The following is an 8,323-nucleotide window of genomic DNA, read 5'->3' on the forward strand; positions in this document are numbered from 1 at the left end:
TTTCTCCTTTCGGCACAAAAAAATCTCCTTGATAACAAGGAGATGACACCAAATAGTCATATGCTTCACAGGCAAAGCAAAGCACACTCTTTTATGCTGGACTCCTTGACAGCCTCACGGGACTGTTTTAAAGGATTATTTAATTTTTACTAGTATATCAAAATGCTTTTTAGGATGCAAGAGCTTTTTGGAAATTTAAGCACATGATTTACAAAAAAGCAAGCTACAGGCAAGCAGTTGCCAGTTTTGGTACTTTTAAGGATTGTGCTATCTGCTCCTATGACTGACGCAAACGAGCTAAGGTCGCTTGAAACAAATCGGGCGGTTGAACTGTAAAGGTCAGCCATTCACCCGAATCAGGATGAGTCAGACCTAAGGTTTGGGCATGCAGGAATTGCCCCTGCCCGACCAAGGTTTTTCTAGGACCATAGACCGGATCACCTGCGAGCGGATGGCCAATATAAGCCATATGAACACGAATTTGGTGAGTACGGCCAGTTTCAAGCCTTAGAGACACCAGGGTGTAATTGCCAAAGCGTTCAAGGACCTGAAAATGGGTAATAGCTGGCTTGCCTTTTGCTGTGATAGCTTGTTTTTTGCGATCCTTGTCACTGCGGCCAATCGGAGCATCAATCACGCCTTTATCGTTTTTTATATTACCATGTACAATTGCCAAATATTGCCGATGGGCCTTTTGCTTTTTCAATTCATCAGCCAAGCGTTGATGAGCCTGGTCATTTTTAGCAACCATTAAAAGCCCTGAGGTATCTTTGTCAATGCGATGCACAATTCCTGGACGCACCACCCCATTAATCGTGGATAGATCCTTGATATGATACAACAGGGCATTGACCAAGGTCCCAGAAGTATGGCCGGCAGAAGGATGAACCACCATGCCCTGAGGTTTATTGATAATAGCAAGAGCACTATCTTGATAGATAATATCTAAAGGGATATTTTCTGCCTGATAATCTAATGAATCTATCTGAGGTAATTCATAGGTGATGTGGTCACCTTCTTGCACCATATATTTTGCCTTTTTGATGGCACCGTTGACCCTAACTGTTCCAGCCTTTATCGCCTCGTTGGCCTGAGAACGTGACAAGATGCTCTGCTCTGCCAATGCCTTATCCAAGCGTAAATTGCCCAGCTGATTGATTATGTTCATCACACTTCTTCCTTCCATAATACTATAAAAAGTAAGGCAACTCCTATGCATAAATACGAATCTGCCACATTAAAAATGGCAAAATCAATAAAATCAAGGTGCACCATATCAATAACATAACCTAGTCGTAAACGGTCACTAAAATTGCCAAGTCCACCAGCGATTATAAACATTAGGGCCAACTCCTTCAACCAAAGCCCTGTGTCCCGCTTAAAATAATAATATAAAGCTGCGCCTAGCACCACAAGGCTGACTAAGGTGAAAAACCATTGCTGATGCTGGAGAATAGAAAAAGCAGCACCGCTATTTTGCAAATAGGTCAAACTAACCACTCCCTTAATAAATGGTTTGATTTCTCCTAGCTGCAAGTGACTTACCGTCCAAAATTTAACCCACTGATCAAGGGCAAGTAACAGGCCAACACTTATCACAAGCTTAATTGTTTTTACCATCTTCTTCTCTCATACTTTCAAAATAGGACTGCATTATCTTAATAAAGGTTAGGGCAGCCGGACTCAAAGCCTTGTCCATTCGTTTAATGTAAACCATAACATTTTGACTGTGGTCCGCCAGTGGAATAACCGAAATGCCATTAACACTATTATGATCTAAAAAACCTGACCCCGTAGCAAAGGCCTCTGTTCGCTCCAAAATACCATTTAAGGTCGCACGGTCTGTCACATAGTAGGTCAAGCTATCATCACGCGTATTGACAAAATTTTCGGAATAATATAGATATTCTTCCTTTTCTTGGGTAAATCGCACCGCAGGATAGCCTTCCAGGTCTGCTAATGTTAGTGAGGTTCGGTGAGCTAGTGGGTGTGCACTTCCCAGATAAATATGTGTTTGAAAAGGCATTAATACCACATACTCTAGAGCAAGCTTGTCCATCCGCTGCAACAAGCCTTTGCGATTTTGGGCATTGAGATAGATAATCCCAAGTTCACTGCTGCCCTGAGCTACTTCGTCTAATATGTGAATCGTTGTGGTTTCAAAAAGTCGCAGAGCTTTAGGTTCTGGATAGACTTGTGCAAAGGTCGCAACCAGCGGGGCTAAAAAATCATAGTGCTGACTGGCCACTGAGAATTCGTTTTTATCAATCGCAGAGGGTGAAAATTGTTTCTCAAAGGAGTCAAAGCCCTTAACCACTTCTACGGCTTTTTCATAAAAAGTCATTCCCTGGGAAGTTAAAACAGTACCACTAGTAGTACGATGAAAAATTTGAAAGCCAAGCTCTGCCTCTAAATCCCTAATGGAAACCGAAAGACTGGGTTGGCTAATATATAATTTGGCCGCTGCTTCACGAAAAGTGCCATTGTTAGCAATGGCTACTACATAGCGTAATTGTTGAATATTCATAAATCCATATTAGTTCCTATCCATGATGATTTTATTATATCAGATTTCTGTCTCATATGCGCTTTGATTGCATTGTCCGCCTAATCCGTTGGGAAGGCTGCTGAGAATGCACTCGAGAAGGGTCTCAAAAACGCTTGAAAAACACTTGAAAAAGTCACTAATGATATTTCACCTGCTCACTGACAAATAAAAAACAGACTTTTTTCCGAGTTTTCGGGAAAAAGTCTGATCTCATGCGATTAAATAACTTATTTTGCAATTGGGTAAACTGATACTTGTTTCTTATCGCGACCTTTACGTTCGAAGCGTACAACGCCTTCAACTTTAGCAAAAAGAGTGTCATCACCACCACGACCAACGTTTACACCTGGATAGATGTGTGTACCACGTTGACGGTAAAGGATTGAACCACCTGAAACCGTTTGACCATCAGCTGCTTTAGCACCAAGGCGCTTTGCTTGTGAGTCACGTCCGTTTGATGTAGAACCTCCACCTTTTTTGTGGGCGAAAAGTTGCAAGTTAGCAAGATTCATTTTTAACATAATGTTGTTTCCTCTCTTATTATAAATCTAAATGACTGTTGTCTGGACAAATTCCGAGGCATTTTCAGATATATTAGTCATTCCTAAAAGAAATGATTCAAATAATAATTGACCATTCTTTGACGTGTCATGTGGGACTGAGACTCTCATGTACCCACCTTCAACTGCATCCATTGTTACGTCTGCTTGTGTCTGCGTTAAAGCCTCTAGGGAATTAATAAAGTTAATCGCTAGTGCACTCACTGCCGCACAAACAATATCAAAGCCATACTCGCCACTACCGGCATGGCCAGTCAGAGTAACGTCACGTAAGGTGCCATCCTCATCGCGTGAAAAGCTTGCTTTAATCATAACAAAAACTAGGCGTTGATTGCGTTGATGACAACTTTAGTGTAAGGTTGACGGTGACCTTGTTTACGGTGACTACCTTTTTTAGGTTTGTATTTAAAAGTAACAACTTTTCGTTGTTTACCTTGTTTTTCAACAGTTCCAACTACGGTAGCTCCTTCAACAAGGGGAGTTCCAACAACAGTATTTTCGCCACCAACAAGGACAACTTCGTTAAATGTTACTTCTGCACCAGCTTCAGCGTCAATTTTCTCAACATAGATCGCTTGACCTACTTCAACTTTAACTTGTTTTCCACCAGTTTTGATGATTGCGTATGTGCTCATGATGCACCTCCTATAAATAATTTTTAATTGAGGTTTCCCTCTGTGAAGACTCGCCTATGATCGTGAGGTCACCCTACTTAAACGATTGTCGCGCGGTTGCACAGGACGTGCATTAAGTCAACATTACTATTATAGCACTCTCTTTTATGCATTTCAAGCTTTTCACAGCATTTTTTCTTTTGGTGGCTTTTGCCATTGCCAGCGATGTTTTTCTTGGCACACAATCCTCACTGCTGTCATTGCAAGAGCTGTATGTGGCGAAAAACTGTCTTAACTTTCGGCAAGATACGCAGATGATTTTACCATTTCAAGCCAACATGTTGCTGCATTTCTGTATAGGCTTGATCAACTTTTGCTTGCGTGCCTGCATCCAATTGCTTGCGCAAGCGGCCTCCTTTAATAAAATCTTCCAGAATGAGCGTTCGATAATTATAAAGTTCATAGCCTTCCTCACCATAAACGCCCTTGCTTTTAGCTAAGACCATTGTTGGGTGTGCTTTGGCCGATTTGATGGAGGTCTTTCCGGCTTTTTTCTCAACAACCAAATCCATCAGTAAACCACGTTCTGTCCAAATATCACCTACCGTTTCTAAGCGCTGATTGGAAAGGAAATTCCCCATGGAATAGATAATGAGCTTTTTTGCCTTGTTTTTCGTTACCACTTCTGCCGGCTCAACAACATGCGGATGTCCCCCAAAGATCACATCAGCTCCCCAGTCAATCATCTTATGATACAAGGCCTTTTGCTCACTAGTGGGTTGCATGGCGTACTCTGTTCCCATCTGTGGCATGACAATAGTAATATCAGCCGCGCGTTCAGCCTTTTTAAGGTCTTGCTTGATTTTTGCCTCATCTAAATTAGCCAGGTGCTTGTCATATTCTTCCTGGCTTAGATTAGCTTCCATTCCATTGTAACCATAAGAATAACCTAAAATAGCAATCCTAATTCCGTTGACTTTCTTGATTAAAAGAGGATCTGTTTGCCGATTTTTAGGATAAAGGCCGATACTATCAATCCCTCTTTTTTGAAAGACCTGTCGGGTATAAAGAGCGCCCGCTAAGCCGGAATCTAAGATATGATTATGGGCCAAGTCAACGACATCGTAGCCCGTTTTTTGGATTGCATCTGCAATGGCCAAAGGCGCATTAAACAACGGGTAGCCAGCAAGAGGATAATCTGGGCTGATTGTGCCTTCATAGTCGCCAATTGCCAAATCTGCTTTACTTATCCAGGGTTTGACATACTCAAAATAGGGTGTAAAGTCATAATGACCCGGTCGGGTTTTGGCACTGCTATAGAGAACATCATGAATGAGAATGTCACCATTAGCCATAATACGTGCTGTTTTATTTCTTGCTGATTTTTGAGTCCTTGCCGTCTGAAAAGGGCTTACCTGGTAATGAGCACCAAAAAAATCATAACCTAAGGAAAATAAAAGACTACCGACAATAATCGCAATTGCTGGCACCGTGAACCTTTTAATTGGGAACTCCTTTTTCATATGATTGCCTCCTTATTTATTATATTATAACACTTTCATGAATGGACAGGTAATACCGCTTTGTATAACTAGTTATATTGCATACTAAAAAAGACATGTAAGCCTTTTTAAGCCACATGTTCTTTTCAAACTCGTTTGGACGTTTTTAGAGGGTAAGATAATGGCAAATATACTTGCTCAGCACCATAGTTAGACTGAAAAAACAAGGCAGCTAACTTCCCATCTCAGCTAAAAATGCAAAGCTTTGCTTTAAAGCAACTGGTCTATAAGCTCTGAGACATGATCAACGTCTGCTTCTGGGGTAATCTCGGTAATCTCAACGCCGGCTAGTGCACGCGCAACCAAGCCATCAATATCAAAGCGGGTCTCATAGGCTTCCACCTTTTTTAGCTTGGGATTTGTTTTTGGCCGATCTGGGGCAAAAATGGTACAACAATCTTCAAAGGGTTGAATGGAAATATCAAAGGTATCAATTGCCTGAGCTATGTCAATAATTTCTAATTTGTCCATAGTCACCACTGGGCGAATAACCGGCGTAGTAGTCACAGCATTAATAGCCTGCATGCTTTCTAGGGTTTGGCTGGCGACTTGACCAAGACTTTCACCATTGATGATGACCAAGGCATTACGCCGCTCTCGTAGAGCATCTGTGATGCGCAACATAAAGCGACGTGTTAGGGTCATTAAATACGCTTCAGGTGCCTTGTTTTTGATTTCTTCTTGAATTTCGGTAAAAGGAACTTCGATAAATTGCATATTGCCGCCAAAGCGGGTTAATTTCCGGGTTAAATCTTTAGCTTTTTTTAGAGCACCTGGACTTGTGTAAGGAGGACTTGCAAAATGCACAGCTTCAATAGCCACGCCTCGCTTGAGGGCCAGATAACCCGCTACAGGGGAATCAATACCTCCTGATAGCATCAACATTCCCTTGCCAGAGCTACCAACAGGCAGACCTCCTGCACCTTTAATCTCTTCGTGAGAAATATAAGCTGCTTCTTCTCGAATTTCAACTTTTAAGGTGACATTAGGTTGCTTCATTTGAGCCTTAATCTCTGGTAAAACCTCAAAAACTGCCGCACCCAGCACTTGATTGAGTTCTCGACTATCCAGTTCAAAGTTATGATCACTTCGTTTGCTTGCGATTTTAAAGGTCATGCCTTCTTGATAGAGCTCACGCATGAGCTCTTGCACAGCTTTTTTAAGAGCTGCTATGTTTTTATCAATTTTATAAACGGGAGAAAGTGCTTGGATACCAAAGACTAATTGTAAAGACTCCATAACAGGTTGATAATCTGTCCCATGGAGGTATACATGGGTACGGTCACGATCTGAGCGAATGTGGACATTGGGATAAATGGATAGGACATCAGTGATATTGCGCTTTAGTTTATTGATGAAGCGCATTTTATTTTTTCCTTTTGTAGAGAGTTCACCATGGCGAACCATAATTTCTGAATAATACATGCTTACCTTACCTTTTGTGTTTGTGTGTATACCATTTTAAAAACAGTTAAAAATTGCTCAACTTGACTCATATCATTTTCTTCATCAAGACTAATGCGTACTGCTGTTTGGGCTTGTTCGGCAGGGATGCCCATAGCAATCAAGGTGCCTGCTGGCTTACCTGCTTTAGACGAACATGCACTGGTGGTGGAGATATAGATGTCATGGCCCTCAAAGGCATGCACCAAGACCTCGCCTCGTACGCCTTTGATGCCAAAAGTCACAATATTAGGTGCAAAATCATCTTGTCCAGAAAAAAGCACAAGGTCATCGTAGGTGCTCAAAGCCTCCATTATAACCGTTCGCATCGCTTGAAGTTTTACCAAAGTAGGCTCTTGCTTTTCTATCATTAGCCGCAAAGCTTTAGCCATACTAGCAAGACCTGGAACATTTTCGGTTGTAGAACGAAGATTGCTTTCTTGGCCACCACCATTTAACAAGGGACTGATCGTTTTTCCTGTTTTTTTGTAGAGAAAACCAACCCCGCGCACAGCATGAAATTTGTGACCTGAAAAAGAGGCTAAATCTACCCGCTCGGTCAAATAATTGGTTAAGGGCACCTTACCAAGTGCTTGAACAGCATCCACATGAAAGGTAATGCTGGGCTTATCAGCTAACATTTTAGAAATAGCCGAAATGGGTTGGATAGCGCCGATTTCATTATTGACAGCCATGCACGATACCAAAATCGTATCTTGCCTAATCAACTGGCTAAGCTCCTCCACATCCACAAAGCCGGCTTTTGTCACGGGTGCAAAGCTCACATCAAACCCCTGTTCCAGGAGCCACTTGGCACTCTCTTTTACGGCAGGGTGTTCAATATCAGACACAATAATGTGCTTGCCAAAAGCTTTTTTCGCAAAAGCTGTGCCTTTTATCGCCCAGTTATCACTTTCTGTGCCACCAGAAGTAAAAATAATGGTATCTGGTTCAACACCTAGTAGCTCAGCAATTTGCTTGCGCGAAGCTTCTAAAATACGGTGGGCGTTGGAACCTAGGACATGTAAGCTGGAGGGATTCCCAAAAATCTTACTAGCTACCTCACTATAGGTTTTTAGCGCCTCTGGATAGGGACGGGTTGTTGCTGCATTGTCAAAATAAATCATATGTCACCTTCACTACTACTCAATCAGTTTATTGTATCATATTTTTACTAACTTGATAAAGAGTGAATCTTAAGCTGGCCCTATAAGCTGCAGTTACAAAAAAGCTCCCACTAGCACAAACCAATCATTACCAATACAGCAATAAATACCACGCAAGACCAAACCACAAAAAGATGAAGGCAGAAGCAATCCCCGCTTTGATGGGAAATAAGTTTGTCAGAGTGCTTAGTTCCCTTAGATGTTAAGCACAGCTTTTTTTAGGCCATTATCCCAGATAGTTCAGTGATAGTTGGCTCATGGTAAAGCTCTTAGTTGGCTACCCCAAACCGAGGAAACAAGGCTTGAATCATTCCCGTAGTTAGTTATTCCATAGCCATCATAGCTTTTCAAACCCTCAAAAAAGAAAAATCGCCACGTTAAGTAGCGATTTCAGATTGAAGACAAAGCTCTAGGAATTGATTTTTCTAGG

General features: G+C 41.7%; 9 protein-coding genes and 1 other annotated feature. All 9 genes read right to left on the bottom strand.

Features of this window, described 5'->3' with window-relative positions:
• Positions 1–277 precede the first annotated feature (277 nt).
• Positions 278–1,168: an RluA family pseudouridine synthase gene (locus tag GWD08_RS03945; protein ID WP_159550267.1), complete on the bottom strand. Its 891-nt coding sequence runs from the start codon at positions 1,166–1,168 to the stop codon at positions 278–280.
• Complete coding sequence (gene lspA / locus GWD08_RS03950; protein ID WP_159543897.1) at positions 1,168–1,620, bottom strand: signal peptidase II; 453 nt, start codon at positions 1,618–1,620, stop codon at positions 1,168–1,170. Before lspA ends, GWD08_RS03945 begins: the two co-directional genes overlap by 1 nt.
• Positions 1,604–2,527, bottom strand: coding sequence for a LysR family transcriptional regulator (locus tag GWD08_RS03955; RefSeq protein WP_159564339.1), 924 nt, complete (start codon positions 2,525–2,527; stop codon positions 1,604–1,606). The genes lspA and GWD08_RS03955 overlap by 17 nt, the downstream gene beginning before the upstream one ends.
• A 248-nt stretch (positions 2,528–2,775) precedes the next feature.
• Positions 2,776–3,069 carry a 50S ribosomal protein L27 gene (gene rpmA, locus GWD08_RS03960; protein ID WP_003065365.1) on the bottom strand — a complete coding sequence of 98 codons (294 nt, stop codon included), beginning with the start codon at positions 3,067–3,069 and terminating at the stop codon, positions 2,776–2,778.
• A gap of 27 nt (positions 3,070–3,096) precedes the next feature.
• A complete protein-coding gene (locus GWD08_RS03965) occupies positions 3,097–3,420 on the bottom strand; it encodes a ribosomal-processing cysteine protease Prp (RefSeq protein ID WP_159564341.1) in 324 nt (107 codons plus the stop codon).
• A gap of 8 nt (positions 3,421–3,428) precedes the next feature.
• Positions 3,429–3,743: a 50S ribosomal protein L21 gene (rplU, locus tag GWD08_RS03970; protein WP_159543903.1), complete on the bottom strand. Its 315-nt coding sequence runs from the start codon at positions 3,741–3,743 to the stop codon at positions 3,429–3,431.
• Between the two features lie 36 nt (positions 3,744–3,779).
• Positions 3,780–3,851, bottom strand: a sequence feature (ribosomal protein L21 leader region).
• A gap of 191 nt (positions 3,852–4,042) precedes the next feature.
• Complete coding sequence (locus tag GWD08_RS03975; RefSeq protein WP_159564343.1) at positions 4,043–5,245, bottom strand: CapA family protein; 1,203 nt, start codon at positions 5,243–5,245, stop codon at positions 4,043–4,045.
• A gap of 249 nt (positions 5,246–5,494) precedes the next feature.
• Positions 5,495–6,709 carry a tRNA uracil 4-sulfurtransferase ThiI gene (thiI, locus tag GWD08_RS03980; RefSeq protein ID WP_159564345.1) on the bottom strand — a complete coding sequence of 405 codons (1,215 nt, stop codon included), beginning with the start codon at positions 6,707–6,709 and terminating at the stop codon, positions 5,495–5,497.
• Positions 6,710–6,711: 2 nt separating this feature from the next.
• On the bottom strand, positions 6,712–7,854 hold the full coding sequence (locus GWD08_RS03985; RefSeq protein ID WP_159564347.1) for a cysteine desulfurase family protein: 1,143 nt from the start codon (positions 7,852–7,854) through the stop codon (positions 6,712–6,714).
• Positions 7,855–8,323 lie beyond the last annotated feature (469 nt).

Origin of the sequence: Streptococcus halichoeri (assembly GCF_009870755.1) — a bacterium.
In the GTDB taxonomy this organism is placed as follows: domain Bacteria; phylum Bacillota; class Bacilli; order Lactobacillales; family Streptococcaceae; genus Streptococcus; species Streptococcus halichoeri.

Bases quoted from the DNA above. Each gene is read 5' to 3' on its own strand.
- GWD08_RS03945 (WP_159550267.1), bottom strand. From the start codon at position 1,168: ATGAACATAATCAATCAGCTGGGCAATTTACGCTTGGATAAGGCATTG.
- lspA (WP_159543897.1), bottom strand. From the start codon at position 1,620: ATGGTAAAAACAATTAAGCTTGTGATAAGTGTTGGCCTGTTACTTGCC.
- GWD08_RS03955 (WP_159564339.1), bottom strand. From the start codon at position 2,527: ATGAATATTCAACAATTACGCTATGTAGTAGCCATTGCTAACAATGGC.
- rpmA (WP_003065365.1), bottom strand. From the start codon at position 3,069: ATGTTAAAAATGAATCTTGCTAACTTGCAACTTTTCGCCCACAAAAAA.
- GWD08_RS03965 (WP_159564341.1), bottom strand. From the start codon at position 3,420: ATGATTAAAGCAAGCTTTTCACGCGATGAGGATGGCACCTTACGTGAC.
- rplU (WP_159543903.1), bottom strand. From the start codon at position 3,743: ATGAGCACATACGCAATCATCAAAACTGGTGGAAAACAAGTTAAAGTT.
- GWD08_RS03975 (WP_159564343.1), bottom strand. From the start codon at position 5,245: ATGAAAAAGGAGTTCCCAATTAAAAGGTTCACGGTGCCAGCAATTGCG.
- thiI (WP_159564345.1), bottom strand. From the start codon at position 6,709: ATGTATTATTCAGAAATTATGGTTCGCCATGGTGAACTCTCTACAAAA.
- GWD08_RS03985 (WP_159564347.1), bottom strand. From the start codon at position 7,854: ATGATTTATTTTGACAATGCAGCAACAACCCGTCCCTATCCAGAGGCG.